Genomic DNA, 25,916 nt, shown 5'->3' with positions numbered 1-25,916 from the left:
TCATACCGTACAGCCTGGAAACGAGCCGCCGTGACCGAGATCACCGCCAGACAGATCGACCAAGTCGCTTCTCAGGCGTCCTATCCAAAGCGCCCCACGCCGCTCAACCAGCAGGCGCTGGAGATCGCCGAGCGCTTCAGCGAAGCTTCGATCTCGCCGGTGCTCCTCTTCGGCGGCATGCGTCTGGGCGACGCGTTGATCGCGGCGTTCACGGGCCTCGTCACGTTCATGCTCGTGATCGGGCCGGTCACCTCCATGAATTGGAACGAGGCGGGGGCGCTGGCGCTAGCGACGTTTGCGACGCCTCTCTTCGTGCAGGCCGCCGACGCCTACCAGACGGTCGCCTTCTCCTCGCGCGCAGGCCAGCTCGGCCGGACCCTCGGCGCCTGGACCATCCTGTTTGCGGGCTTCGCGGTGCTGGCGATCTTCTTCGACGTCGGCGACGCGGCTGACCGGCGCTGGTTCGGCGTCTGGTTCGGTCTTGGCGCCGCCGTTCTGCTGATCGAACGGGTGGCGCTGGGTTCATTCATTCGCCGGTGGGCTCAAGAGGCGCGACTCGGCCGAAAGGCCGTCATCGTGGGCGGCGGCGAGAACGCGGGCGAGCTGATCCGCGCGCTGGAATCCGCGTCCGGCAACGATGTTCACATCTGCGGCGTTTTCGATGACCGCTCCAACGAGCGCTCGCCTGCGAGCGTCGCAGGCTATCCGAAGCTCGGCAACGTTGCGGAGCTCTTGGAGTTCGCCCGTATCGCGCGGGTCGATCTTCTGATCGTGACGATCCCCATCAGCGCCAAAGGGCGCGTGGCTGAGATTCTGAAGACGCTTTGGGTGCTGCCGGTCGACATCCGCCTCTCGGCGCACACTGAAAAGCTGCGCTTCCGACCCCGCGCCTATTCTTATGTCGGCAAAGTGCCCATGGTGGCGCTGGCCGCAAGGCCGATTCAGAACTGGGACATTGTGATGAAGCGCGCCTTCGACCTCGTGGTCGGCGGGCTCGCGCTGCTGTTGGCTTCGCCCTTCATGCTGGCGACCGCGATCGCCATCAAGCTCGACAGCCCGGGCGCGGTGTTCTTCCGGCAGAAGCGCTATGGCTTCAACAACGAGGTCATCGATGTCTTCAAGTTCCGGTCGATGTACGCCGACAGATGCGACCCCGAAGCCAAGGTCGCGGTTACCCGCGGCGACAACAGGGTCACCCGCGTCGGCCGCTTTATCCGCAAGAGCTCGCTCGACGAACTGCCGCAGCTCTTCAACGTGCTGCGGGGAGAGCTATCGCTTGTCGGACCGCGTCCACATGCGGTGAACGCGCATACCTCCGAGCGGCTTTGGAACGACGTCGTCGACGGCTATTTCGCACGCCACCGCGTTAAGCCCGGCGTCACCGGCTGGGCGCAGGTCAACGGCTGGCGCGGCGAAGTCGACACCCCGGCGAAGCTCCAGAACCGCGTCGACCACGATCTCTATTACATCGAGAACTGGTCGATCCTGTTCGACATCATCATTCTGGCCCGAACGCCGTTCGCGCTCGCCAAGGCCGAGAACGCGTTTTGAGCGCGACCCTCGGATATACCGCCGAGCGCGCGGGTCGCTCCACCGCCATCAGCGGGGAAAGCCTGCGCGAGAGCATCGTCTGGCTCGCGATCGCGTCAAGCTTCTTCGTGATGTTCGAGCCCGCCGCGTACGATCTGCTGATGATCGGGGCGGTCGTGCTGTTCGCGGCGACTGGGCTCAAGCTGCCGAGGGCGCTGCTGCCGTTCTTGCTGCTCGTCATCCTCTACCAGATCGGCGCGTTGCTCACGCTGACGATCGTGTTCGACCGCGCGAACACCCAGAAGTGGACGACAGTCGGCGTCTTTCTGGCCATTACCGGTTGCTTTTATGCGCTGTTCCTTGCCGAGCGAACGGAAATCCGCGCGAAGCTGATCGCGAACGCCTGGGTCGTCGCCGGCGTCGCTAGTGGCCTCTTCGCGATTCTGGGCTACTTCCACCTCGTGCCCTTTGCGGACACGCTGCTGAAGTACAACCGCGCCAAAGGCTTCTTCAAGGACCCCAATGTCTTTGCGCCACACCTGATCTTCCCGGCGCTCGTGCTGATGCAGCAGCTTTACTGGGCGTCGATCAAGCGCTCGCTGATCGTGCTCGCGCCGCTCGGCATCGTGATGGCGGGTATCCTGCTCAGCTTCTCCCGCGGCTCTTGGGGCCATCTGATCGCTTCCGCCGCGCTGATGACCGTGCTGACCGTGCTTTCCGCGCCTTCGCGCGGCTCGCGGGCCCGCATCCTCGTCACCTGCCTCATGGCGACGCTGGCCGCAGCGGCGATGGTGGTCGTCATCGTCCATTTGCCGTCGGTCTCGTCGCTGTTCGCCGAACGCGCTTCGCTCGAGCAGAGCTACGACACCGAACATGGCGGCCGGTTTTCGAACCATCTCGCGGGCTTCCAGCTCGCGCTCGAAAAGCCGCTCGGAATCGGCATTTTCCAGTTCTCCAAGCGCTTTGGCGCCGACGTCCACAACACCTATCTGAACGCTTTCATGTCCTACGGCTGGCTTGGCGGGATCGTGGTCCCGGTCCTCACCATTCTGACGTTGGTCTCCGGGTTCAGGACGGTCCTGATCGCCAGCCCTTGGCGACCGATCTTCATCTGCACGTTTTCGACCTGGACGGTGCTGATGATCGAGGCCGCCGTGATCGACGTCGACCACTGGCGTCACCAATGGGCGCTGCTCGGCATGACCTGGGGGTTCATCGCGGCGAACATCGCCTATCGACGACGGGCCAGCGCCATTCCGGGACCAGCCACCGCAGCGTAGACCGCGGCCCCGATAAGGCCGATGACGACCGCCGGCGCAAAGTCCGGGAACTGCGGGATCAGGCCCTTCATCCCCGCCGCGATCCCGAGCGACCAGCGGATCGCGGCGACCGACGCAGCGACGCCGAGCGCGAGGCTCGCAACCGTCACAAGGAAGCGCCGATCCGGCGCGAAGCCGTCGCGGCGCGCGAGCAGCCAGGTCAGGATCAACAGGTTCGCCCAGGCGCCGACTGCGGTCGCGAAGGCGAGGCCGGCGCTGAAGAACGAGCCGACCAGCGCGACCTTCAGCGCGACGTTCATGATCGTCGCAAAGGCCAGGGCCTTGACCGGCGTCGCGGTATCGCCGGAGGCGTGGAAGGCCGGCGTCACGCATCTGAGCGCAACAATCGCCGGCAGGCCGATCGAATAAGCCTGCAGCGCGGCGGCCGCGCCCTCCACCGCCGACTGATCAAACGCGCCGCGCCCGAACAAAGCCGCGACGATTGGGACGGGCGCCGAAACGAACAGGGCTACGAAGGGAAGGGTAAGCGCGAGCGAGCCCTCGAGCGCGCGGTTCAGCCGGTCGCGCGCGCCGGGAAGATCGTCGGCGGCGAGTCGGCGCGACAGTTCCGGCAGCAGCACCGTGCCGACTGCGATGCCGACGACCGCGAGCGGCAGTTGGTAGAGCCGGTCGGCGTAATAGAGGTAGGAAACCGAACCTGTCGGTAGGAAGGAGGCGAGGATCGTGTCGGCGAACATCGCGATCTGGACGCCGGCCGAGCCCAGCACCGCCGGACCAAAACCCCGTAAAAAATTGCGGACATGCGCCGTGATCCGGGGAGGGCGAAGCGCCAGTGAGAGCCCTGCCCTGCGCATGTCCCAGACCACCAGCCCAAGTTGGGCGAAGCCGGACACGAGCACGCCGACCGCGAGCGCATGCGCCACCGTCGGGAAGAGGCCGGTCATCAGCAGCGCGCCGATAATGCAGACGTTCAGCAGGATCGAGGCGGCGGCCGCCATCGCGAAGCGGTCATGCGCGTTCAGCACGCCCGCGATCAGCGTCATCCACGAGATCAGCAGCAGATAGGGAAACGTGATCCGGGTGAGATCGGCGGTCAGATGCAGCTGGCCGGGGTCGTCCCGGAAGCCCGGCGCGAGCAGCGCCACGACGGTGGGCGCGAAGATCAGCGCCGCGACCAGCAGCACGATCTGGGCGGCGAGCGTCAGCGCCAGCACGTCCTCGGCGAAGGCCTTTGCGGCGCCCTCCCCCTCGCGCGTCAGAGCACGGGCGTAGCGCGGCACGAATGCGGCGTTGAACGCGCCTTCCGCGAAGATCGCCCGGAAGTGGTTGGGCAGGCGGAAGGCGATCATGAACGCGTCGGCGAGCGGCCCCGCACCAAGCACCGCCGCCATCATCACGTCGCGCACAAAGCCGAACAGGCGGGAGACAAGGGTCAGCCCGCCGACGGAGGCAGCCTTACGCCACATGGAAGATCACCGGCCGTATCGCTCCGAATCCTGGAAGGTTCGGCGAGACCCTATCGGTCCAACCTCTTCCGCGCATCCGCTCACGCCGCGCGGGCGAGACCCAGCTTCGGCGGAGTCGGGTCCTGCGGGTAGGCGGCGAAGCCCTTGAAGGCGAGGCCAACCCGCTCGCCGACCGACACGTCAGTCTCCGGCGACAGCAGCGCCTCGATCCGGGAGCGGGCCTTGCCGACGCAGACGTCAGCTCGACGATGGGCGCCGGAACGGCGGAGGCCGATGATCTCGCCATGCACCGCCGCGTCGTCGGGGTTCGCGAGCGTCACGTCCTGGGGACGGATGTGGATGCGCGAGGGGCCGTCGGGCGAATCCACGGCCCCGATCGGCAGCGGCGATCCCTCGAACAGCGCCCTGCCCTGCTCAATCGTCACCGGCAGAGAGGTCGAATCGCCGATGAAGGCGTAGACGAACGGCGTTTCCGGCCGGTCGTAGACGTCGTCCGGAGTGCCGACCTGCTCGATGTTCCCCTTGTTCAGCACTGCGACCCGGTCGGCGAGCTCCAGCGCCTCGTCCTGGTCGTGGGTCACGAACACAGTGGTGTGGCCAGTCTCGTCGTGGATGGCGCGCAGCCAGCGGCGCAGCTCCTTGCGAACCTGGGCGTCGAGCGCGCCGAACGGTTCGTCGAGCAGCAGCACCTGCGGCTCGATCGCGAGCGCGCGGGCGAGCGCGACGCGCTGCCGCTGGCCCCCGGAGAGTTGGGCCGGATAGCGCGCCTCAAGGCCGGAAAGCTGCACGAGGTCGAGCAACTCCCTCACCTTCTTTGCGATCTCCGCCTCGGCCGGACGCCGGGCGCGGCCGCGGACCCTGAGGCCGAAGGCGATGTTGTCGAACACCTTCATGTGCCGGAACAGCGCATAATGCTGGAAGACGAAGCCGACATTGCGCTCCTGGACGGACTTCGACAGCGCGTCCTCGTCGCCGAACAGGATCTGGCCGCGCTCGGGGATTTCGAGGCCGGCGATCGCCCGCAGCAGCGTCGTCTTGCCGGAGCCGGACGGCCCGAGCAGCGCGATCAGTTCGCCCGAGCGGATGTCGAGGCTGACCCCGTTCAGCGCCGGGAACTGGCCGTAATCCTTGTGGAGGTCGCGGATCTTGAGGTCCATCGTGTTCTCTTTACGGCTTAGCGGCGGTGCGCCGCGGAGATCTCGTCTCCGTAGCGCCATTCGAGCCCGGTCTTGATCGCGAGCGTGACGAGGCCGAGCCCCGCGAGCACCGAGGCGACCGCGAAGGCCGCCACGAAATTGTAGTCATTGTAGAGGATTTCGACCTGCAACGGCACGGTGTTGGTGAGGCCGCGCAGATGGCCAGACACGACCGACACGGCGCCGAACTCACCCATCGCGCGCGCGTTGCAGAGCAAAACGCCGTAGAGCAGCGCCCAGCGCACGTTCGGCAGCGTCACCGACCAGAACGTTCGGAAGCCGCGGGCGCCGAGCGAAAGCGCGGCTTCCTCCTCGCTCGTCCCCTGCTCCTGCATCAGCGGGATGAGCTCGCGCGCGACGAAAGGGAAAGTCACAAAGACGGTCGCGAGCACGATGCCGGGCAGAGCGAAGATGATCTGCAGGTCGTGGCTCTGAAGCCATTTGCCGAAATAGCCCTGCCCGCCGAACAGCAGCACGTAACACATGCCCGAGACGACCGGAGAGACCGAGAACGGCAGGTCGATCAAGGTGAGCAGCAGGCTCTTCCCCTTGAATTCGAACTTCGCGATCGCCCAGGAGGCGGCGAGCCCGAACACAAGGTTGAGCGGCACCGCGATCGCCGCGACCAGCACGGTCAGCTTGATCGCGGAAATCGTGTCCGGATCGTCGAACGCGGCGAGATAAGCGCCGACGCCGTTCCTGAGCGCTTCGGTGAACACCGCGATCAGCGGCAGGAAGAGGAAGAAGCCGAGAAAGATCACCGCGACCGCGATCAGCGCGAGCCGCGCGGCGGGGCTTTCACTGGTTGGGCTAGACGGGGGCGCGGCGTCAGCCACGGCCCAGCCTCCGGCGCGTCCAGGCCTCGGTGAGATTCACGATCAGCAGCACCACGAACGAGAGCGCCAGCATGATCGTGGCGACGGCGGTCGCGCCGGCATAATCGAACTGCTCGAGCCGGGTGATGATCAGCAGCGGTGCGATCTCTGAGACGCCCGGAATATTGCCGGCGATGAAGATCACCGAGCCGTACTCCCCCACCGCCCGCGCGAAGGCGAGCGCGAAGCCGGTCAGCAGCGGCGGGACGAGCGTCGGGAGAACGATGCGAAACACCGTGGTTGCGCGTCTTGCGCCGAGCGTTGCGGAGGCCTCCTCGAGCTCGCGGTCGACGTCGGCGAGCACCGGCTGAAGGGTTCGGACCACGAAGGGCAGGCCGATGAAGACCAGCGCCACAAAGATGCCGAGCGGCGTATAGGCGATCCTGAAGGGCACGAGCGAGCCAACCCAGCCGTTTGGGGCGTAGATCGCGGCTAGCGCGATGCCGGCGACTGCCGTCGGCAGCGCGAACGGCAGGTCGACGGCGGCGTCAAGCAACCGGCGGCCCGGAAAGCTGTAGCGTGTCAGCACCCAGGCGACGATCAGCCCGAAGACCGCGTTGAGCGCCGCCGCCGCAAGCGAGAGACCAAAGGAGAGCCGGAGCGCCGCAAAGGTCTGCGGCCGGCTTGCGATGGCGTAGATCTGCGCCGGGCCGAGCGAAGCCGCCCAGAGCACCACCGCCCCAAGTGGGATCAGGACGATGACGCTGAGCCAGATCCATGTGAAGCCATAGGCGATTCCGAAACCCGGCAAGGCGCTGGGGCTCCGGAAGCGGAACTGGGACATCAAACCTCGCACGGACGCTTCGGCGCGGCCGCCCCGCGCGGCCGGACAATTTCAGCGTCGGGCGCGCTTGTCGAGGCGGCCAAAGCGAAGATTCTCCGCTTGGGGCCCATGAGAGCGGACCCCGTAACAGAAAAGCCCCGCCTGCGCCTTTTAGCGCTGACGGGGCCTCCGAAGAGTTGGTGGAAAGGCTCAGCCCTTTTCGGAAAGGCTCACTTCGGCTGGTAGATCTGGTCGAACGTGCCGCCGTCGCCGAAGTGCTCGGCCTGCGCCTTCTTCCAGCCGCCGAAATCGGCGTCGATGGTGACGAGCTTCAGATCCTTGAAGCGAGCGACATCCGCCTTGTCCGCGAGCTCGGGGCTCACCGGACGATAGAAGTTGCGCGCGGCGATGGTCTGACCCTCCTTCGAGTAGAGCAGGTTCAGGTAAGCCTCCGCAGCCTTGCGCGTGCCGTTCTTGTCGACATTGCCGTCGACGACCGTCACCGGCGGCTCCGCCAGGATCGAGATCGAGGGATAGACGATCTCGAACTTGTCCTCGCCGAACTCCTTGAACGACAGGAACGCCTCGTTCTCCCAAGCGAGCAGCACGTCGCCGAGGCCACGCTGCGCAAAGGTCGTCGTGGAGCCGCGCGCGCCGCTGTCGAGCACCGGCACATTCTTGAACAGCGCCGAGATGTATTCCTTGGCCTTGTCGTCGCCGCCCTGCTGCCGGCCGTAGGCCCACGCCGCAAGGTAATTCCACCGCGCGCCGCCCGAGGTCTTCGGGTTCGGCGTGATGACCTGGACGCCGGGCTTCACGAGGTCTCCCCAGTCCTTGATGCCCTTCGGATTGCCCTTGCGAACGAGGAACACGATGGTTGAAGTGTAGGGCGAGGAATTGTGCGGCAGGCGCTTCTGCCAATCCGCCGGGATCTTGCCGGTCGCCGAGGCGATCGCGTCGATGTCGGCGGCGAGCGCAAGCGTGACGACGTCGGCGTTGAGCCCGTCGATCACGGAGCGCGCCTGTTTGCCCGAGCCGCCGTGGCTCGCCTGGACCCGAACGTCCTCGCCGGTCTCGGCCTTCCAAGACTTCTCGAAGGCGGCGTTGAAGTCCTTATAGAGCTCGCGCGTCGGATCGTAGGAGACGTTTGTGAGCCGCGTCTGCGCGACGGCCTGTCCCGCGCAGACCGGAGCCGCGAAGGAGAGCGCGGCGAGAAAAGCGATGGCTGTGCGGCGGTTCATGGCTCGAGGACCTCGTTGACGTGTCGCTCTATCGGCCATGGCTCCAGAGGCGCTGTCAACGCTAAATTCCTTATTTCGATGGATTTTATATCCTATCACATGGCCGTAATGCGGAATGGACCTCCGAACATAAAAAAACGCCCGGTCGCTCCCCAGCGGCCGGGCGTCATCCTGTTCGAGGGGCTTCTGACCGGAGAGGGGCGGTATCCGGTCCGACGCCGTTCAGGCGGGGGAATTCTCGAAAGTTGAGGCCGAACTTATCCCAGAGCTTCTGAACGGACGCAGCGCAGCGCGTTCATCAGGCGTTCAGTAGATCCGCCATGAACGGGCCTTGCTATGCGTCCGGCGCTTGCGTGAGGGCGCGAATTTCGCTACGGCCATGCGGCTCTCGCAAGAGAGTTTCGGAGCGTGGCGCAGCCCGGTTAGCGCACTAGTCTGGGGGACTAGGGGTCGGAGGTTCAAATCCTCTCGCTCCGACCATTTTAAAACGACGAAGCTGGAACGGCGTCCTTTCGCCGGGCGCTGAGGACATCCGTTATTATGGAAGACTACAAGTCGTTGCTCGACCGCCTCAAAGCGGCGCAACTCGAACAGTTTGCCGCCGCCGCCAGCGCCAAGACGCTGCCTTCGGACGGCGCGATGCGCAAGATCGCCGATCTAGAGATCGCGATCGGAGCTCTCGAGCACCTGATCGACGACGGCGCGTTCAAGAAGCGCTAACCTGTCCAAATAAATCGTGAACAAATTGGAGGCCTCCGGAACTCGGAGGCCTTTTCGGCGTTTTGATCGCAACACCGCGAGAAAAAGAGCCGAGCCTCTCCGATGCTTCACGTGATCGAAAACGCCAACGCCTTTCGCCCGAACTACAGCGACGGCGTCATGTCTTCGCTCGCGGCGTCGGACATCGAGACGAACGCGATCTCCTTCGAAAATCTCGGCGCTTCCGACATCGACATCGTTGATGACAGCTTGCTTAATACTGCTCCTCACAACGCGATCGAGCGGCAATTGCTGAACGGCGACGTCATTGGTCTGGCTCTGATGTCGAGCGCGATTCTCTGGAGCGCGATGGGCGCGTTCGGCTGACGCGCCGTATCAACCCTCATGCGGGTTCTCTACGTCGACGACGAGCCTGATATTCGGGAAGTGGCCCGAATGTCCCTCGAGCTGGATAGCCATTTCGTTGTCGAAGTGGCTGGCAGTGGCGCTGAGGCGCTGATAGCCGCCGACAAGTTTCAGCCAGATGTCGTGCTGCTAGACGTGATGATGCCTGATATGGATGGCCCAACCACGCTCGCCGCTTTGCAGAAAGAGCATGGCGATACGCTGCCGCCAGTGATTTTCGTAACGGCTCGAACGCAGGCGCGCGAAGTCGAGCGGTTTCAAGCCCTTGGCGCACGCGCCGTCATACCAAAGCCGTTCGATCCCATGACGCTGGCGAGACAGGTCCGAGATCTCGTCGGCTGACAGCCCTATCACGGCGTCTTTCGGATGAACGTTCCGAAGGACCGCGGGCCGTCGCCGACCTCCATCTCGCGCAAGACCTTCAGCGTCGTGGCGTCGATCTCACTGACAGTGTTCGAAAACCAGTTGACCGAATAGACCCGCCTCCCGTCCGGTGAAGCCTGGACGCCCTCGGGATATTCGCCGACCGCGATGGCGGCGGCCGCCTGAAGGTTCGCGATGTCGAACACCGAAACCTGCGCTGCGTACTGGTCGGAAACGAACGCCTTGCCGCCTGCGAGAGCGACCGCATACGGGCGATCTCCAACCTTCACGGTTCCGATCGTCTTGCGCATACCGAGGTCGACGACTGAGACGTCGTCGGATTCGACGTTGGCGGTGTAGGCGCGTCTGCCGTCTTGATCGATCGTCACGCCGAACGGATGTTTTCCAACGGGAATGGTAGCGATCTGCGTCTCGCTTGCGACGTCGATAACCGAGATCTGGTCCGCCTCCCGGTCGGCGGAGATCAGCAGCTTGCCGTCCGGAGTGAGCGCGAGGCCGGAAGGCGATTTACCGACGGCGATGCGCTTGGTGATGCGACCGGCTGCGGGGTCGACGACCAGAATGTCAGAGCCGTACCAATCCGCGACATAGACCGGCGCGCCCGACGGATGCACGGCGACGCCGAGCGGCCCGCCTTCGAGCGGAATGCGTTTGGCGACCTGCCTGTCAGCAGTGTCGATTACCGCGAGGCTCCGCCCCTCCGGGCTCGTCACGAACGCCGTAGCGCCATCACGCGACAACGCAATCCCCGCGGGTTTGCCGGAGACCGGAATGGTCGCGACCGCCTTGCCGGAGCTCAGATCGAGCACCGTAACGCTGTCGCCCGTCTGGTTGACGATGAACGCCTCGTCGGCGCGGGCGTGGCCCGCGACGACGAGACTGAGCGCGACGAGAACGGCGCGCGCGAACATGCTCAGCTGCCCTTCTCGACCTTCTCCTTCACGGAGGCGAGCGTGGTCTCGTAGAGGCCGTCGACCGCTTTCACGGCGGCTTCGTCGCTCAGCTCCGGCGGCGGATCATTGTTCGGATAGCCGCGGTAGAACGCGCCCATCCAGGTGACGGTCGACTTACCGCCGTCATCCTTCACGGTCAGCTTCGAGGAGTAGTTGTTCACCGGCAACGTCTTCACGTCGACGCTCGTGATCCGGTAGTGCAGCGTCTTGCTGGCCGCGTCGTAGGTGTCGAGCTCCTCCTCGATAACTGCCCCCCCCTTGAGGGTCAGCTTCCGAGTAGCCCCCTTGTCGTTGCCTCCGGTTCCTTCCGTCTTCTCGACGACCGGAATCCAGCTCGCATCCTGGAAGTTCCCGATAACGGCCCAAACCTTGTCGGCCGGCGCGTTGATCTCGATGGTCTTCGTGGTCTTTTGACGCGTCGGACCGTGCGCGTCTGCGGCCCCCGCCAGCGCGATCACCGCCACTGCAGCCGCAGCTGCGAGAAACTGTACCTTCATGCGTCGCTGTCCTTGTTGTGGGCCTTCTTCGGCGGCCAACTTAGGGCCGTCTTCTGGGGCGCAAATTAGGCCGGCGCGCATAAGATCAAACCCGGCGTGCGGGATAAAGCCCCGAGACGTCGACCCTTAGCCGCACCTTCCATGCTTTGGCGCAAAGCTGGTCGCGCTTTAGGCTCCGGGGGAACGCGAGCACGCTAACGGCATTGCCTAGTTGATGGAACAGCAAGCGACATTTCGAGCCCGCCTCGTCGAAAGCGTCGCGGGAATCGGCCGCGACACGTGGGACGCCTGCGCCTCCTCGGATGGCGCGCCGTACAATCCCTTCCTCGACTGGCGCTTCCTCGACGCGCTGGAACGCTCTGGCTCCATCGGCGGCCGCTCCGGCTGGTCGCCGGCCCATGTCATCCTGGAGGACTCTGCGGGCGAGATCGCGGGCGTCGCCCCCACCTATGTGAAGCGGCACAGCCAAGGCGAATACGTCTTCGATCACGCGTTTGCGGACGCCTACCAGCGGGCCGGCGGAGAATATTATCCGAAGCTCCAGGTGGCCGCGCCCTTCACGCCCGCGACCGGCCCTCGCCTGCTCGCCGCGCCCGGCTACGGCGCGCCGGCGAAGGGCGCGCTCGCCACCGCCCTGCTCGCGGTTCGCGACCGCATGGAGGTCTCGTCGGTCCACGTCACCTTCTGCACCGAAGAGGAGCAAGCGCTGCTCGTCGAGCGCGGATACCTCTCCCGCGTCGACCGGCAGTTCCACTGGACCAACGAGGGCTACGGCTCCTACGACGACTTTCTCGGCGACCTCGCCTCCCGCAAACGCAAGCAGCTCAAGCGCGAGCGTCGCGAGGCGGCGGAAGGCGTCGTCATCCGCCAGCTGACGGGCGCCGACCTGACCGAGGTCTATTGGGACGCGTTCTTCGAGTTCTACATGGACACCGGCGCCCGAAAATGGGGACGGCCATATCTCAACCGCCGCTTCTTCAGCATGGTCGGCGAGGCCATGCCGGAAAAGATCCTGCTGGTCGTCGCTGAAGTCGCAGGTAAGCCCGTCGCCGGAGCGCTGAACTTCATCGGCGGCGACGCGCTCTACGGCCGCTATTGGGGCGCGGTCGAGGAGCGGCCCTTCCTGCATTTCGAGCTCTGCTATCACCAGGCGATCGACGCCGCGATCGAGCGTGGGCTGTCCCGCGTCGAGGCCGGCGCGCAAGGCGAGCACAAGCTCGCGCGCGGCTATCGTCCGGTCACGACCTATTCCGCCCATGCCTTCGCGGATCCCGGCCTGCACGATGCGGTCGGTGACTACCTCGCCCGCGAGCGGCGCATGGTCGCCATGGGCGACGAAGCGCTGGACGCGGCGACGCCCTTCCGCAAGGACGGCGAACACATTTCTTGACGCGGGCGCTCGCTTGCGCAGACCTGTCGCTCCAGGGCGTGAAGGAGCCGACATGGCCGAGTATGAGAGCGACAACATCTTCGCCAAGATTCTGCGTGGCGATCTCCCTGCGCAGAAGGTCTACGAGGACGAATTGACGCTCGCCTTTATGGACGTGATGCCGCGCGGCGACGGCCACGCCCTCGTCATCCCGAAGGCGGCCTCGCGTAATCTGCTCGATATCGCGGAGGCCGACCTCGCACCTCTCTTCAAGACCGTGCAGAAGGTCGCCCGCGCCGTGAAGGCCGGCCTCGGTGCCGAGGGCGTGACCATCCAGCAGTTCAGCGAGAGCGCCGGCGGACAGGTGATCTTCCACACCCACGTCCACATCCTGCCGCGCTGGACCGACATTCCGCTGAAGCCGCACACCGGCCAGATGGAAAAGCCGGAAGTGCTCGCCGCCCACGCCGAGAAGATCCGCGCCGCGCTTGCGGAGCTCTAGGTTCCGAGGATCGCCATTCCGGCGATAAGCGTGATCTCGGCGGCGCCGACGCCGAGCGCAAGCGAGCGGCGCGTGACGCCGTAAACCGCCCCGCCAGCGGCGACCGAAGCAAGCCTCAGCCAGAGCGGCGCAAGCGCGAAGCCGCCTGTCGGGCTCAGCACAAGCTTCGCCACGAGGCCCGCGACCAGCGCCGTCGCGACCATCCGTACCCAGGCGAACAGCGCGCTGTCCTCGTCCAGTCGCGCCGACAGCAACACGCCAAGCATGCGCCACACTTCGTTCGCAGCGAATGCGGCGACAATGGCGAGAAGCATGAACCAGCCGTCGTGCTGACTCACGTCGATCGCCTGCGCCGGGCGACCGTCCGGTCGATTAGAAAGGACAGCGTGCCTCCGATGATTCCGGTCCAAAGCAGATCGAAGCTCGGAGACATCTGAGAAACGAACGGGGCCATCACCAAGCCGACGACGATCGCAACTCTCTCGCCGACTCCATGCGCGCCCCGCTCAAGCGACAGAAGAAAGTAGACCGGGGTAAGCCCCAGAAGCCCGATCGCAAGCGCAGGCGGTAGGACGCCGGCGGCGGCATGGCCTGACACGGTCGCGACGGCGCTCCCGGCCACGAGCCCGTTCGCCAACCCGAGGAAGTACGGCATGCGCCCTTCGCGCGGCATGACCTGCGTGCGGCGCTGGCCCTCGAACCAGGCGGTGACGGCGACGTAATGCGCCGCTAGAAGCCGCGTCCCGAACCGTGTCTGCGGCGTTTTGAGCACCGGCAGAATCGCGACCACCATCGGCAGAAGCCTCACCGCCGAGATCGAGACCGCAAGCGCCGAAGCGCCGATTCCCGCACCGCTCGCCAGCGCGCCCGCAAGCACGAGCTGCCCGGGAGCGGCCCAGATCAGCAGGGTCGACAGGCCGGCGGCCCAGATCGGCCAGCCGAAATCATGCGTCATCGCCCCGAAGCCGAAGAAGCTTCCATAGAGCACGAAGCCGGGAACGCTCAGCGCGCCACGCGCGCCGCTCCAGAACCAATAAGAGGCGCCGACATCGGTCGACGCCTCTTCCGGAGTTTGGACGACCATCGCTCAGCCCCAGTAGAGGGGACCGACGACGGCCCGCGGCTTACCCGTCACTGCGCACGAGCGGCGGGGTCTTCGGTCCGGGCTTCTTGGCGGCGTCAGCCGCGCGCCGCTTCGGTGCGCGCTCGGCCCTGCCTTCCGAAGACTTGGGCTCGGCGCCTTCGATCTTCTCGGGCTTCGGCGTCACCGGTCCCTCTGGGAAGTCGAAGCCGAGGCCGGTCTTGCCGTCCTCCTTGGTCTCGACTAGCACGCGCACCGCGCCGCCGCCCTTGAGCTTGCCGAACAGCACCTCGTCGGCGAGCGGCGTCTTGATCGTCTCCTGGATCAGGCGCGCTAGTGGCCTTGCTCCCATCTGCGGATCGTAGCCGCGCTCGGCCAGCCAGTCCCGCGCCTCCGCGGAGAGCTCGATCGTGATGTTGCGATCGGCGAGCTGCGCCTCGAGCTGGAGCACGAACTTCTCGACGATCTGGCTCACCACCTCGATCGGCAGATTGCCGAATGCGATGATCGAGTCGAGCCGGTTGCGGAACTCCGGCGCGAACAGACGGTTGATCGCGTCCGAATCCTCGCCCGAGCGCTTGGCGCGGTTGAAGCCGATCGGCTCCTTCGCGAGGTCGGCGGCGCCGGCGTTGGTCGTCATGATCAGGATGACATTTCGGAAATCGACCTGCTTGCCGTTGTGGTCGGTGAGCTTCCCGTGGTCCATCACCTGCAGGAGGATGTTGAACAAATCGGGATGCGCCTTCTCGATCTCGTCGAGCAGCAGCACGCAATGCGGGTTCTGATCGATGCCGTCCGTCAGCAGCCCGCCCTGGTCGAAGCCGACATAGCCGGGAGGCGCGCCGATAAGCCGGCTGACCGTGTGGCGCTCCATATACTCCGACATGTCGAAGCGGATCAGCTTCACGCCGAGCAGAGAAGAGAGCTGACGCGCGACCTCGGTCTTGCCGACGCCGGTAGGGCCTGAAAACAGATAGCACCCGATGGGCTTCTCCGGGTCGCGGAGGCCGGCGCGGGCGAGCTTGATCGTCGAGGACAGCGCCTCTATCGCGGCTTCCTGCCCGTAGACGACACGCTTGAGGTTCGTGGTCAGCGACCGCAGCACCTCGGCGTCGTCCTTCGAGACCGACTTCGGCGGGATGCGCGCCATGGTCGCGATCGTCGCCTCGATCTCCTTCACGCCGATGGTCTTCCGGCGCTTGTTCTCCGGCAGGATCATCTGGCTCGCGCCGGTCTCGTCGATCACGTCGATCGCCTTGTCCGGCAGCTTGCGGTCGCTGATGTAGCGATGCGCGAGCTCCACCGCGGCCTTGATGGCCTCGTTGGTGTAGCGGACCTGATGGAAGCTCTCGTAATAGGGCTTCAGGCCCTTGAGGATCTCGATCGCGTCTTCGACCGAAGGCTCGGAGACGTCGATCTTCTGGAAGCGCCGCACCAGCGCCCGATCCTTCTCGAAGTGCTGGCGATATTCCTTGTAGGTCGTCGATCCCATGCAGCGGAGCTGGCCGGAGGCGAGCGCCGGCTTAAGCAGGTTCGAGGCGTCCATCGCGCCGCCGGACGTCGCTCCGGCGCCGATCACGGTGTGGATCTCGTCGATGAACAGGATCGCGCCGGGCGTCGCCTCGAGCTCCTTCACGACCTGCTTCAGCCGCTCCTCGAAGTCGCCGCGATAGCGCGTGCCGGCGAGCAGCGAGCCCATGTCGAGCGAGAACACGGTCGAGTCCTGCAGGACCTCCGGAACCTCGTCGCGCACGATGCGGAGCGCGAGGCCCTCCGCGATCGCAGTCTTGCCGACGCCGGGATCGCCCACGAATAGCGGGTTGTTCTTGGTGCGGCGGCAGAGAATCTGGATCGTGCGCGTGATCTCCGCATCGCGACCGATCAGCGGATCGACCCGCCCCTCGCGCGCCTTCTTGTTCAGGTTCACGCAATAGGCGTCGAGCGCGTCCGCCTTCTTCTTCGGCGCGCCGTTGTCGTCGGACGCAGCGCCGGACTCCTCCTCCGGCGCGCCGCCGCGCGCAGGGCGCGCCTCGGACAGACCCGGGCGCTTGGCGATGCCGTGGCTGATATAATTGACCGCGTCGTAGCGCGTCATGTCCTGCTCCTGCAGGAAGAACGCAGCGTGGCTTTCGCGCTCGGCGAAGATCGCGACAAGCACGTTCGCGCCCGTCACCTCTTCACGGCCGGACGAGGTGACGTGGATCACGGCGCGCTGGATGACGCGCTGGAAGCCGGCGGTGGGCTTGGAATCCTCGGAGGTCTCTCCGACGAGGTTCTCGAGTTCGGTGTCGACATACTCGATGAGATTCCGCCGCAGGATCTCGAGATCGACGTTGCAGGCCCGCATCACGGCGGCGGAGTCCTGGTCGTCGATCAGCGAGAGCAGCAGATGCTCGAGCGTGGCGTATTCGTGCCTCCGCTCATTGGCGAAGGCGAGCGCGCGATGAAGGGACTGCTCGAGACTGCGCGAGAATGACGGCAATGGAATTACCTCACTTCTTCTCCATGACGCACTGCAAAGGATGTTGGTGCTTGCGCGCAAAATCCATCACTTGCGTCACTTTGGTTTCAGCCACCTCGTAGGTGTAGACGCCGCATTCCCCCGCACCGTGATTGTGGACGTGCAACATGATGCGCGTCGCGGCCTCACGGTCCTTTGCAAAAAACTGTTCGAGCACGTGAACGACGAACTCCATCGGCGTGTAGTCGTCGTTCAGGATGAGCACACGGTAGAGGCTCGGCCGCTTGACCTTGGTCCGTGTCCTGGTGACGACCGCAGTTCCCGGCCCGCCATCTTCGACCCGACGTGGACCCGCGACCGCCGGCCCCGTGGTGGTCATGCCGGCTCGGAGCGCGGCTGCGCTCCGTCGCCCGACAGGGCGCCGGAAATTGCGCTTCGCAGTCGTCGTCCTCGTCTCCCTCATGCCGTCAATCGCTTCGTGATCGTCTCTTCGGCTGCCCGCTGCCAGCCGATTCCGCAGCGCGGCGCCAAATCATTTTGACGATCCTAGCGGCGCTTTTCGGGAGGCGCCAGACCGGCATTAACCTCGCCCGCTGTCCCCATTTATGATCGATCTCGACGAAAAAAAGCCCGGCGCGAAGGCCGGGCTTTTCATTTCTTCAGGCGCCTACTCGGCGCCCGACGCTGGTTGGCGTCACTTCGCCTTGGCGAAGGCCGCTTCGACCGGCTTGTAGCTTTCCTTGGCCATGTCGGCATAGAGCTCGCCGATCTTGGTGAGGCGGGCGAGGTAGGTCTCGTAGGCCGCCTTGGCATAGGCGGACTGCAGCTCGATCGCCTTGTCCACCGTCTTCACGCCGATGATCTTCTCGACAAGCGCCGCGCCGTCCTCGAACGACTTCTTGGAATAGTCGGCGACTTCGACGGCGATCGCCTGCATGCCCTTCGAAACCGAGCCAAAGCTCTTCAGGGCGAGGTCTACGCCTTCACGGCCGAACTTCTGGGCGTCGTCGATGGTGTTCACGCTCATGGCTGTCTCCTCCAGCAATATGGCTGCGCGGGTGCGCTTTGGCCGGTTGGCGAAAGCGTCCCAGTAGGCTGACTGGCGCTTTCCGACGCGTAGGCCGCGTCCGAGGAGGCTGATATATGCACTGCAACATAACTGTCAAGACGCTATGATGCGCTGCACAAAGATGATCCGCTTAACGCGTCCGTAACCGCGTCTCGTCACTCTCGTTGACTGCGCCGTCCGGGTGACTCCGGCGGGCGCCTGTTCAGTCGCCGGAACGGTCAGTGCGGATAGTGGCTATGTTGAGCGTAATGAGTTTCGCCGGACGGATGACGTCCTGCATCGCAATTGCCGGCTTGGCGGCGACCACCTTGTTCGCGACCGTCGATGGCGCTGAAGCCGCACGCAAGAAGCGCCATTTCAAACCCGTCTCACTGACGCAGCGGATCAATCGCGCCGCGCCGACCTCAGCCTTCGCCGGGGCCCCGAACTACTCCGCGCTTGTCGTCGACGCGAAAACCGGTCTCACGCTCTACGAGCGCAATCCCGACGACCTCCGCTTCCCGGCCTCCGTGACCAAGGTCATGACGCTCTACCTCGTGTTCGAGGATCTTGAGCGCGGCCGCATCCGGCTCGACAGCCGCATCGTGATGTCCGCCCATTGCGCGGCGGAAGCGCCCTCCAAGCTCGGGCTGCGGCCCGGCGGCACGATCGACGTCGAGGATGGCATCAAGGCGCTCGTGACCAAGTCGGCGAACGACGTCGCCTGCGCCTTCGCCGAGAACCTCGAAGGCTCCGTTCCCAATTTCGGCGAGCGCATGACGCGCAAGGCGCGAGCGATCGGCATGACCCGCTCGGTGTTCCGCAACGCATCGGGCCTGCCGAACCCGAACCACGTCACGACGGCGCGCGACCTCGTCACGCTCGGCCGCGCCATCCAGGACCGCTTCCCCCGCTATTACGGATATTTCGGCACGCGGGTTTTCACGTTCGCCGGCCGCTCGATGCCGAACCACAACAAGCTGCTCGGCCGCGTCGAGGGCGTCGACGGCATCAAGACGGGATACACGAACGCTTCCGGCTTCAACCTGCTGACCTCGGTGAAGAGCCAAGGTCGGAGCATTGTCGCGGTGGTGATGGGCGGCCGGACCGGCCCGTCGCGCGACGCCAACATGCGCGAGCTGATCGCGATGAACCTGCCGAAGGCGCAGCCGGGCTCCCGGACCGCGCCGTTGGTCGCCGACGCTCAGGTCGATGCGCCCATCCGCGCGGCTAAGCCTGCGGTGATGGCGAGCGTGCCGACGCCGCCCGCCGCGCCGCCGCTGCCGGAGCGTGAAGAGCGCATCGCCTCGCTCGGCGTTCCGCCGCTTCCGATCCCCGCCCCGGTGATGGCGCCGCCCCAAGCGTCCTCCGGCGCCACTCCGAAGGCGCTGCCCCGCATCGTCTCGACGGCTGAACGGCCGGTGATAGCGGCCTCGCTCCCGACGCAGGCCAGCGCGCCGCTCGCGGCGTCGCCCTCCACGACGCCCGGCTCCATGCGTTGGGTGGTGGGTCGCCAGCCGACCGTCACCGGCAGCGTGACCCGCGAGGCCACGGTCGAGACCGTTGAAGATCAGCAGGCCGAGCTCGCGACCGTGGAGCCGACCGAGGCGCCTCCTGCAGCTGCTGCGCGGCCCACGCGGGTCGCCGTCTCCGCTCCTGTCGCTCCGATCGCCTCTCCAGTCGCCCGCAAGGGTTGGCTGATCCAGATCGGCGCCACCGCGGCTGAATCGGGCGCGGAAGCGCTGCTCTCGAACGCCAAGGCGAAGGGCGGCAGCGCGCTCCGCTCGGCGGAGCCGTTCACCGAGCCCTTCACCAAGGGCGGCTCGACCTACTACCGGGCGCGTTTTGCGGGGCTGGACGAGAAGTCCGCAGACGCAGCCTGCAAAGCCTTGAAGCGCAGCTCCGTCAGCTGCTTCGCGATCAAGAACTGAGCGGCGCGGGGGAGGGTCTTAGAGATGGCCACGCGCAGCGAGAACATCCTTAGCGGCGTTGACCCGCGCCGCGAGCTCAGTCGTCCCCCCCTGGTCGGGATGGACTTTCTTCATCAGCGCCCGGTGCGCACGGCCGACCTCCTCAAGGCTCGCCCCCGGATGCAGGCCAAGGATCTGATACGCCTCCTCCTCGGTCATTACGCCAGGCCTGGCTGGGCCGCGCCCTCGAGCGAACCGAGGGTCCGCGTGAGCTTGGCCGTCCGCGCGCCCTCCGGCCGCCCCGCCGCGACGATCTCCTTCTCCGAGCCGTGACGGCTTCGGCCGGCGCGCGAACGCGCCGGTCCCGATCGCGCCGAACGCCATCAGGCTGAGGCCGATGATCGGCTTGCCGGTGAGCGTAAGCGCCAGCCCGACGACCCAGCACAGCGTGCTCGCAATCCGAGCCGGGCGCCGCACCCGAACGGGATCGGCGTCGAACAGGATGCGTCCGACCGCCAGGATCGTCGCCAGCGCCATCGCTCCGAAAACGATCCAGATCATCCGGCCTCTTCTCTCATGAACTCAGGCGAACGGCCGAAGGCCGAAGGTCTCTTGGCGCGTCGCCACGCCTGCTGATAACGCAGGCGCCGGCAAAACACGAAGCTGCATGAACGGATGAACGGCATGACCGAGATCACAGTCGCGACGACGGTCGCTGCGCTCCGCGACCACACCGCCACCTGGCGCGCGGCGGGCGAGCGGATCGCGCTCGTGCCGACGATGGGCGCGCTTCATCCGGGCCACATCGCGCTCGTGGAGAAAGCGGCTTCGCGCGCCGATCGCGTCATCGTCTCGATCTTCGTAAACCCGACCCAGTTCGCGCCGCACGAGGACTTTGCGTCGTACCCACGCGATCTCACGGCCGATCTCGCGACGCTCAACGGGAAGGGGGTCTCGCTCGTCTATGCGCCCGAGCGCGGCGAGATGTATCCAGATGGCGCGTCGACGGTTATCACCGTCGGCGGACCTGCCGAGGGATTGGAGAGCGACACGCGACCGCATTTCTTTGCGGGCGTCGCGACGGTCGTCTCCAAACTGCTGATTCAGTGCGGGCCGGACGTCGCCGTCTTCGGCGAGAAGGACTTCCAGCAGCTCGCGGTCGTCCGGCGGTTGGTCCGCGACCTGTCGCTCCCCGTCGAGATCATCGGCCTGCCGACCGTGCGGGAGCCGTCCCGCCTCGCTCGCTCCTCGCGCAACGCCTATTTCAGCGAGGCTGATCGGGCGAGAGCGGCGGCGCTCTACGCCGCTCTTTCGGACGCCGCGCGGGCGATCGCCGCCGGAAAGGAACCAGAAGCGGCGCTCGCCGTTGCGAGAGTTACAATTAAGAGCGCTGGGTTCGCGCTCGATTATCTCGAACTTAGAGACGAAGAGACCCTCGGAGCCTGCTTCGCCGACAAGCCCCTGCGCCTTCTCGTCGCGGCCCGTCTTGCCGGCGTCAGGTTGATCGACAATGTCCGTGTCACGAAGGCGTAGCGGCCGCCGGCGATGATCCGGGGCGACCGCCCAGCCCGATTATTCAGGGAGCTCCCAATGGCGCTCGTCGAAACCGCCCTGCCCTCGACCGCAAACCGGCCGCGCAAGCTGCGCCAGCCTCAGCTGACGATTGCGGCCTCGGATGCGCTTGTCCTCTGGCGGCGGAGGCAGGCGACGCTGATCCATCTTGGCGACTGGCGGCGGATCGACGACGCCGGCTGGATCGAAGGCTCGCTGCGCTGCCCGCCGGGCGAGTTCATGGAGTTTATGGACCCGTCCAACCCGCTGCATGCGAGGCTGTTCGCGCCCGGCTCGACCCTCATCTTCTACGGCGGTCCACGCCGCGCCTGCCTCGACGCCGTCCGCCGCGCCCGCGCGCTCGGCCACAAGGCGCTGGCGCTGCGCGGCGGCCAAAGAGCCTGGAAGGAAGCGGGCGGCCGCCTCGGCGCCCATCCGCAGAGTCCAGCGCCGGCGCTGAAAGCTTCGTTCGGCCTCGCCGTCAAGCACGCGCTCGCAGCGGTCAAGGCGCGCCTACAGAGCCTCCAGACGCGGATCGGCTGAACCGCGGTATCGCGAGACGGATCGCGCGCTTCCCTCACCCGCCATGCGCGAGCACGGCGAGGAGAAGGAGCGCGACGATGTTCGTGATCTTGATCATCGGGTTCACCGCGGGTCCCGCCGTGTCCTTGTAGGGGTCGCCGACCGTGTCGCCGGTCACGGCTGCCTTGTGGGCGTCCGAGCCTTTGCCGCCGTGATGGCCGTCCTCAATGTACTTCTTGGCGTTGTCCCACGCGCCGCCGCCTGAGGTCATAGAGAGCGCGACGAACAGGCCGGTCACGATCACGCCGAGCAGCATCGCGCCGACCGCCGAGAACGCCTCGCTTTTGCCCGCGACCGCAAGCACGATGAAGTAGGCGACGACAGGCGACAGCACCGGCAGAAGCGACGGGACGATCATCTCCTTTATCGCCGCTTTGGTGAGCAGATCGACCGCGCGGCCATAATCCGGCCGGTCGCGCCCTTCCATGATGCCCGGCTTCTCGCGGAACTGCCGCCGAACCTCCTCGACGATCGCAGCAGCCGCGCGGCCGACCGCGGTCATGCCCATCGCCGCGAACAGGAAGGGCAGCATTCCGCCGAACAGCAGGCCGACGACGACATACGGATTGGCGAGCGAGAAATCGAGCTTCACGTCGGCGAAGTACGGGTAGGTCGCAGGGTTCGCGATGAAGTGGTTGAGGTCCGAGGTGTAGGCCGCGAACAGCACCAGCGCGCCGAGACCGGCCGAGCCGATCGCGTAGCCCTTGGTCACCGCCTTGGTGGTGTTGCCTACGGCGTCGAGCGCGTCGGTCGAGACGCGGACTTCGGACGGCAGGCCCGCCATCTCGGCGATGCCGCCGGCGTTGTCGGTCACCGGCCCAAAAGCGTCGAGCGCGACCACGAAGCCGGCGAGCGCCAGCATCGCGGTGACGGCGATCGCGATGCCGAACAAGCCCGCCAGCGCATGGGTCGCCATGATGCCGGCGATGATCACGAGCGCGGGCAAAGCCGTCGCCTCAAGCGAGATGGCGAGACCCTGGATCACGTTGGTGCCGTGGCCAGTGACGGAGGCCGCCGCGATCGAGCGCACCGGGCGGTAGCCGGTGCCGGTGTAGTACTCGGTGATGACGACGATCAGGCCGGTGATGGCGAGGCCGATGACGGCGCAAAGGTAAAGGTCCCAGCCCGTGAAGCTGACGCCCGTCGTGGTCGTGTACTCGGTTCCGAAGCCGACCAGGATCGCCGTCACAAGCGCGATCGCGACCAGCGAAAGCAGGGCCGAGACGCCGAAGCCGCGATAGAGCGCGCCCATGATCGACTGGTTCTTCGGGAGCTTCACGAAGAAGGTGCCCGCGATCGACGTCACGATGCAGACCGCGCAGATCGCGAGCGGGAACAGGATGAGGTTCGAAAGCGCCGCGTTGCCGGCGAAGAAGATCGAGGCCAGCACCATGGTGGCGACGACGGTGACGGCGTAGGTCTCGAACAGGTCGGCGGCCATGCCCGCGCAGTCACCGACATTGTCGCCGACATTATCCGCGATCGTCGCGGGGTTGCGTGGGTCGTCCTCCGGGATGCCCGCCTCGACTTTACCGACCAGGTCGCCGCCGACATCGGCGCCCTTGGTGAAGATGCCGCCGCCGAGCCGCGCGAAGATCGAGATCAGCGAGGCGCCGAACCCGAGCGCCACGAGGCTGTCGATGACGACGCGCTCATTCGCTTCGTGGCCAAGTACGCCGGTGAGGATCGCGTAATAGATCGCGACGCCGAGCAGCGCGAGGCCGGCGACCAGCATGCCGGTCACCGCGCCGGACTTGAACGCGACTTCGAGGCCAGCGCCTAGCGAGTGGGACGCCGCCTGCGCCGTGCGGACGTTGGCGCGGACCGAGACGTTCATGCCGATGAAGCCTGCGGCGCCGGAGAGCACCGCGCCGATCAGGAAGCCGATCGCGACCGGCAGAGACAGGAAGACTGCGACGAGGATGAAGATGACGATGCCGACGATTCCGATCGTCGTGTACTGGCGCTTCAGATAGGCCTGCGCGCCTTCGGCGATCGCGGCGGCGATCTCCTGCATGCGCGGCGTGCCTGCGTCCGCCTCCATCAGCGAGCGCGTGGCCCAGACCCCGTAGACGATTGAAAGCAGTCCCAGCAATACGATCAGCGTCAGCGCCATCGTCCGTCACCCTCGTCCACGCGTTTCCCAGCGCCGCGGGGTCTCTCGAGCTAAAGCCGGGACCCTCTTCAGGCGGCCTCCGCGCGGGAGGCGCGGCGACGGCGTGAAGCTGACAGAAGCGATGGATGCGCGCAATTGACGCGACGGCGGCCCGAACCGTCCTTTAGTCGACGGCGCAATGACTTGACTGTAGCGGCGTTCCAATGAGGCGAAGCGCTGTACGCTTGACGCCCCCTCATCCGGCCGCTGCCGCGGCCACCTTCTCCCGCGAGGGGAGAAGGGAAGAAGCGGCGCCGCTTCTTGAGATCATAGCCCACGACGTTGATGCCCCCTCTCCCCTCGCGGGAGAAGGTAAGGGTGAGGGGGCGTCACAGGATCAAGCGCAGAAGCCCGGACGCGCGTCATCGCCCGGCGGTCCGGTTCTTCCTCGTCCAGCTCTGGTCAAACAGCGACGCTCATCGAGTGGGGAAGCGCGGGAGCGCCGGGCCACCGTCAGGGGGGTAGAGTAGTTGTCGGTCGCCCGGCGCTCCACGCACGGCATTTTTGCGAACCCTGCGGACGACATCCGAAACCGCTCGGAGCTTGTCCGGCCGCCTCCCGAAGGAGTGCGGCCTTCAGGCGAAGGCCTTCTCCGCCGGCCTTTGGAGCCGGCCTCGAAGACCTCCGCCGCCCAGGCGGTCCCGCGCCATGCTAGGCGGCCCCCGTCGTAATGCGGGGCGGTCTCTTCACAGGCGTTAAGGGAACAAATCCTCAAGCCCGCGCCGCAGCAGTCGCCCCGGGACGGAGACATCCGGTCATCCCCGCCGCAGGCGCCGCCTCCTCCCCGCATGGCCGGCCGGTCCGGACACGCCTTCCCATCGGGGAGAAGCACGCACAAGGGATCACGGACAGAGCGAGATGTCAAGGATTAAATTCCTTGGACGCGGTCGTGAGCCGCCGCCGCAGCTCACATCCTCAGCCATCATGCCCGTCTTCGGGCATCCACGACGTGCCGGGCCGTCACGAAGCTCGACGTCCAAGTCGTGGATGCCCCTTCAGGGCATGGCGGGGTTCGCGCTCGATGCAAGCCGCTCGCGAGCGGCGAGGACCTCGCAGCCCCTACTGGCTGATCTTCTCGGCCGCGTAGGCGATCGCCTGCTGGTACACGGTCGCCTTGTTCCATTCCGACAGCGGGCCGTACTGGTCGAAGCCGCCGCCATGGCGCCAGCCATGGGCGCGGAAATAGTTGGCGATCGAGGCGATCGTGTCGGCCGAGGAGCGGACCATGTCGCGGCGGCCGTCGCCGTCGCCGTCGACCGCATATTTGAGATAGGAGGACGGCAGGAACTGCGCCTGGCCGATCTCGCCATGCTCTGCGCCACGCATTTCGCTCAACTGCAGGTCGCCACGCTCGACGAGCTGCATTGCGGCGATCAGCTCGCCCTGGAACATCTCGGTGCGGCGGCAGTCATAGGCGAGCGTCGCCAGTCCGTTGAACACGTTCTTGCGGCCCTGGATGGCGCCGAACGCGGTCTCCATGCCCCAGACCGTCAGGATCACCGGCGCCTCGACGCCGTATTGCTGCTCCACCCGGTCGAACAAAGCGCGGTTCTTCGCCCAGCGTGATTTGGCCTGGGAGATCAGGGACGCCGGCGCGCGCTTAGCGATGAACTGGTCGAGGCTCATCTTGAACGGCCGCTGGGTGCGGTCGTAGGCGATGAGCCCGCGGTCGTACGCGACCCCGGTGAGAGCGGCCTCCGCCGTCCCGGCCGAAATCCCGCGCGACTGCGCCTCGCGCTTGAAGTCCTGAACCCAGGCCGAGAACCCGTCCCCGGTGTTGCCGCAGGTCGCGGCGAAGGCCGGAGCGGCCGCGAGCGACATCGCCGCCGCGACAAAAACAGTCTTGAACATACGCATCGGGGGGCCTGTCGCGGTTCTACGTCCGAAGAGCCAAAAGGCTCTCCGAGGGGGATTCGGGACGCCATCATGCTCTAGGCCGCGCCATGC

Annotated in this window: 25 protein-coding genes and 1 tRNA gene; 11 read left to right on the top strand and 15 right to left on the bottom strand. The window is 66.1% G+C overall.

Annotation, left to right across the window (positions count from 1 at the left end):
• Positions 1-30 precede the first annotated feature (30 nt).
• Both EYR15_RS04610 and EYR15_RS04605 read left to right on the top strand, forming a co-directional pair.
• A complete protein-coding gene (locus EYR15_RS04610; RefSeq protein WP_245498148.1) occupies positions 31-1,551 on the top strand; it encodes an undecaprenyl-phosphate glucose phosphotransferase in 1,521 nt (506 codons plus the stop codon).
• Complete coding sequence (locus tag EYR15_RS04605; RefSeq protein WP_245498147.1) at positions 1,548-2,810, top strand: O-antigen ligase family protein; 1,263 nt, start codon at positions 1,548-1,550, stop codon at positions 2,808-2,810. The genes EYR15_RS04610 and EYR15_RS04605 overlap by 4 nt, the downstream gene beginning before the upstream one ends.
• Here the strand turns inward: EYR15_RS04605 and murJ are convergent.
• The 5 genes from murJ to EYR15_RS04580 all read right to left on the bottom strand — a co-directional run bounded on the left by murJ (position 2,762) and on the right by EYR15_RS04580 (position 8,351).
• Positions 2,762-4,276 carry a murein biosynthesis integral membrane protein MurJ gene (murJ, locus tag EYR15_RS04600; RefSeq protein WP_131001735.1) on the bottom strand — a complete coding sequence of 505 codons (1,515 nt, stop codon included), beginning with the start codon at positions 4,274-4,276 and terminating at the stop codon, positions 2,762-2,764. The two genes, EYR15_RS04605 and murJ, sit on opposite strands and share 49 nt — an antisense overlap.
• Before the next feature lie 80 nt (positions 4,277-4,356).
• Positions 4,357-5,433 carry a sulfate/molybdate ABC transporter ATP-binding protein gene (locus EYR15_RS04595; protein ID WP_131001734.1) on the bottom strand — a complete coding sequence of 359 codons (1,077 nt, stop codon included), beginning with the start codon at positions 5,431-5,433 and terminating at the stop codon, positions 4,357-4,359.
• Positions 5,434-5,450: 17 nt separating this feature from the next.
• Positions 5,451-6,308: a sulfate ABC transporter permease subunit CysW gene (cysW, locus tag EYR15_RS04590; protein ID WP_165455423.1), complete on the bottom strand. Its 858-nt coding sequence runs from the start codon at positions 6,306-6,308 to the stop codon at positions 5,451-5,453.
• Positions 6,301-7,131 (bottom strand): sulfate ABC transporter permease subunit CysT, encoded by an 831-nt coding sequence (gene cysT / locus EYR15_RS04585; RefSeq protein ID WP_131001732.1) that lies wholly within the window; start codon positions 7,129-7,131, stop codon positions 6,301-6,303. The genes cysW and cysT overlap by 8 nt, the downstream gene beginning before the upstream one ends.
• A 209-nt stretch (positions 7,132-7,340) precedes the next feature.
• Positions 7,341-8,351, bottom strand: coding sequence for a sulfate ABC transporter substrate-binding protein (locus tag EYR15_RS04580; protein WP_131001731.1), 1,011 nt, complete (start codon positions 8,349-8,351; stop codon positions 7,341-7,343).
• 402 nt (positions 8,352-8,753) lie between these two features.
• Between EYR15_RS04580 and EYR15_RS04575 the strand changes: the two genes are divergently transcribed.
• The 4 genes from EYR15_RS04575 (at position 8,754) to EYR15_RS04560 (ending at position 9,818) form a co-directional block, all read left to right on the top strand.
• Positions 8,754-8,831: transfer RNA gene (locus EYR15_RS04575), tRNA-Pro, on the top strand.
• Between the two features lie 60 nt (positions 8,832-8,891).
• Positions 8,892-9,071: a hypothetical protein gene (locus tag EYR15_RS04570; RefSeq protein WP_131001730.1), complete on the top strand. Its 180-nt coding sequence runs from the start codon at positions 8,892-8,894 to the stop codon at positions 9,069-9,071.
• 102 nt (positions 9,072-9,173) lie between these two features.
• A complete protein-coding gene (locus EYR15_RS04565; protein WP_131001729.1) occupies positions 9,174-9,437 on the top strand; it encodes a hypothetical protein in 264 nt (87 codons plus the stop codon).
• A gap of 18 nt (positions 9,438-9,455) precedes the next feature.
• Complete coding sequence (locus tag EYR15_RS04560; RefSeq protein ID WP_131001728.1) at positions 9,456-9,818, top strand: response regulator; 363 nt, start codon at positions 9,456-9,458, stop codon at positions 9,816-9,818.
• Positions 9,819-9,826: 8 nt separating this feature from the next.
• Here the strand turns inward: EYR15_RS04560 and EYR15_RS04555 are convergent, their stop codons facing one another.
• Both EYR15_RS04555 and EYR15_RS04550 read right to left on the bottom strand, forming a co-directional pair.
• Positions 9,827-10,771, bottom strand: a complete 945-nt coding sequence (locus EYR15_RS04555; RefSeq protein ID WP_131001727.1) for a YVTN family beta-propeller repeat protein — start codon at positions 10,769-10,771, stop codon at positions 9,827-9,829.
• A 2-nt stretch (positions 10,772-10,773) separates the two neighbouring features.
• Positions 10,774-11,310, bottom strand: coding sequence for an SRPBCC family protein (locus EYR15_RS04550; protein ID WP_131001726.1), 537 nt, complete (start codon positions 11,308-11,310; stop codon positions 10,774-10,776).
• 214 nt (positions 11,311-11,524) lie between these two features.
• Here EYR15_RS04550 and EYR15_RS04545 point away from each other — a divergent pair, with 214 nt between their 5' ends.
• Together EYR15_RS04545 and EYR15_RS04540 are read left to right on the top strand one after the other, a co-directional pair.
• On the top strand, positions 11,525-12,700 hold the full coding sequence (locus EYR15_RS04545) for a GNAT family N-acetyltransferase (protein ID WP_131001725.1): 1,176 nt from the start codon (positions 11,525-11,527) through the stop codon (positions 12,698-12,700).
• 52 nt (positions 12,701-12,752) lie between these two features.
• Positions 12,753-13,181 (top strand): HIT family protein, encoded by a 429-nt coding sequence (locus tag EYR15_RS04540; RefSeq protein WP_131001724.1) that lies wholly within the window; start codon positions 12,753-12,755, stop codon positions 13,179-13,181.
• On the opposite strand, the gene EYR15_RS04535 is transcribed toward EYR15_RS04540, so the two are convergent.
• From EYR15_RS04535 to EYR15_RS04515, 5 genes are all read right to left on the bottom strand, one after another.
• Complete coding sequence (locus tag EYR15_RS04535; protein ID WP_245498145.1) at positions 13,178-13,519, bottom strand: AzlD domain-containing protein; 342 nt, start codon at positions 13,517-13,519, stop codon at positions 13,178-13,180. The two genes, EYR15_RS04540 and EYR15_RS04535, sit on opposite strands and share 4 nt — an antisense overlap.
• Complete coding sequence (locus EYR15_RS04530) at positions 13,516-14,265, bottom strand: AzlC family ABC transporter permease (protein WP_131001723.1); 750 nt, start codon at positions 14,263-14,265, stop codon at positions 13,516-13,518. Before EYR15_RS04530 ends, EYR15_RS04535 begins: the two co-directional genes overlap by 4 nt.
• A 40-nt stretch (positions 14,266-14,305) precedes the next feature.
• Positions 14,306-16,744 carry an ATP-dependent Clp protease ATP-binding subunit ClpA gene (gene clpA / locus EYR15_RS04525; protein ID WP_131001722.1) on the bottom strand — a complete coding sequence of 813 codons (2,439 nt, stop codon included), beginning with the start codon at positions 16,742-16,744 and terminating at the stop codon, positions 14,306-14,308.
• 10 nt (positions 16,745-16,754) lie between these two features.
• Positions 16,755-17,102 carry an ATP-dependent Clp protease adapter ClpS gene (gene clpS / locus EYR15_RS04520; protein ID WP_131001721.1) on the bottom strand — a complete coding sequence of 116 codons (348 nt, stop codon included), beginning with the start codon at positions 17,100-17,102 and terminating at the stop codon, positions 16,755-16,757.
• A 315-nt stretch (positions 17,103-17,417) separates the two neighbouring features.
• A complete protein-coding gene (locus EYR15_RS04515; protein ID WP_245498188.1) occupies positions 17,418-17,744 on the bottom strand; it encodes a phasin family protein in 327 nt (108 codons plus the stop codon).
• A 284-nt stretch (positions 17,745-18,028) separates the two neighbouring features.
• Here EYR15_RS04515 and EYR15_RS04510 point away from each other — a divergent pair, with 284 nt between their 5' ends.
• Complete coding sequence (locus EYR15_RS04510) at positions 18,029-19,702, top strand: SPOR domain-containing protein (RefSeq protein ID WP_245498144.1); 1,674 nt, start codon at positions 18,029-18,031, stop codon at positions 19,700-19,702.
• An 18-nt stretch (positions 19,703-19,720) separates the two neighbouring features.
• Here the strand turns inward: EYR15_RS04510 and EYR15_RS17360 are convergent, their stop codons facing one another.
• Complete coding sequence (locus EYR15_RS17360; protein WP_131001719.1) at positions 19,721-20,242, bottom strand: DnaJ domain-containing protein; 522 nt, start codon at positions 20,240-20,242, stop codon at positions 19,721-19,723.
• A gap of 123 nt (positions 20,243-20,365) precedes the next feature.
• Here EYR15_RS17360 and panC point away from each other — a divergent pair, with 123 nt between their 5' ends.
• Positions 20,366-21,214: a pantoate--beta-alanine ligase gene (panC, locus tag EYR15_RS04500; protein ID WP_131001718.1), complete on the top strand. Its 849-nt coding sequence runs from the start codon at positions 20,366-20,368 to the stop codon at positions 21,212-21,214.
• Positions 21,215-21,271: 57 nt separating this feature from the next.
• Entirely contained in the window at positions 21,272-21,775 is a 504-nt protein-coding gene (locus EYR15_RS04495) for a rhodanese-like domain-containing protein (protein ID WP_131001717.1), read from the top strand.
• Between the two features lie 34 nt (positions 21,776-21,809).
• Here the strand turns inward: EYR15_RS04495 and EYR15_RS04490 are convergent, their stop codons facing one another.
• Together EYR15_RS04490 and EYR15_RS04485 are read right to left on the bottom strand one after the other, a co-directional pair.
• Entirely contained in the window at positions 21,810-23,930 is a 2,121-nt protein-coding gene (locus tag EYR15_RS04490; protein ID WP_131001716.1) for a sodium-translocating pyrophosphatase, read from the bottom strand.
• Positions 23,931-25,028: 1,098 nt separating this feature from the next.
• Entirely contained in the window at positions 25,029-25,826 is a 798-nt protein-coding gene (locus EYR15_RS04485; RefSeq protein ID WP_131001715.1) for a lytic murein transglycosylase, read from the bottom strand.
• Positions 25,827-25,916: the final 90 nt, after the last annotated feature.

The sequence above is a fragment of the Hansschlegelia quercus genome, from assembly GCF_004310425.1.
GTDB classification, from domain to species: domain Bacteria; phylum Pseudomonadota; class Alphaproteobacteria; order Rhizobiales; family Methylopilaceae; genus Methylopila; species Methylopila quercus.
This window is presented reverse-complemented; position numbering and strand designations above follow the sequence as displayed.